The 285-nt window shown below is 68.8% G+C and carries 1 pseudogene; it reads right to left on the minus strand.

Going from position 1 to position 285, the window contains the following annotated elements:
- Window positions 1-285 (minus strand): annotated as a pseudogene (locus ACLQ2W_RS33990) (polyketide synthase); the annotation flags it as partial.

The raw sequence follows: 285 nt of genomic DNA on the forward strand, positions 1-285 counted from the left end.
GATGAGGTGGGCGTTGGTGCCGCTGATCCCGAACGACGACACCCCAGCCCGCCGCGGCCGACCGTCGACAGGCCACGATGTTGCCTCGGTCAGCAACCGCACCGACCCGGCCGACCAATCCACGTGAGATGACGGGGCGTCCACGTGCAGCGTTCTGGGCATCAGCCCGTGCCGCATCGCCAGGACCATCTTGATGATCCCGGCAACACCTGCGGCCGCCTGGGTGTGACCGATGTTCGACTTCACCGACCCCAACCGCAACGGCTGCCCCGCCGGCCGGTCCTG

The organism is Micromonospora sp. DT227 (assembly GCF_049841835.1).
GTDB lineage: Bacteria > Actinomycetota > Actinomycetes > Mycobacteriales > Micromonosporaceae > Micromonospora.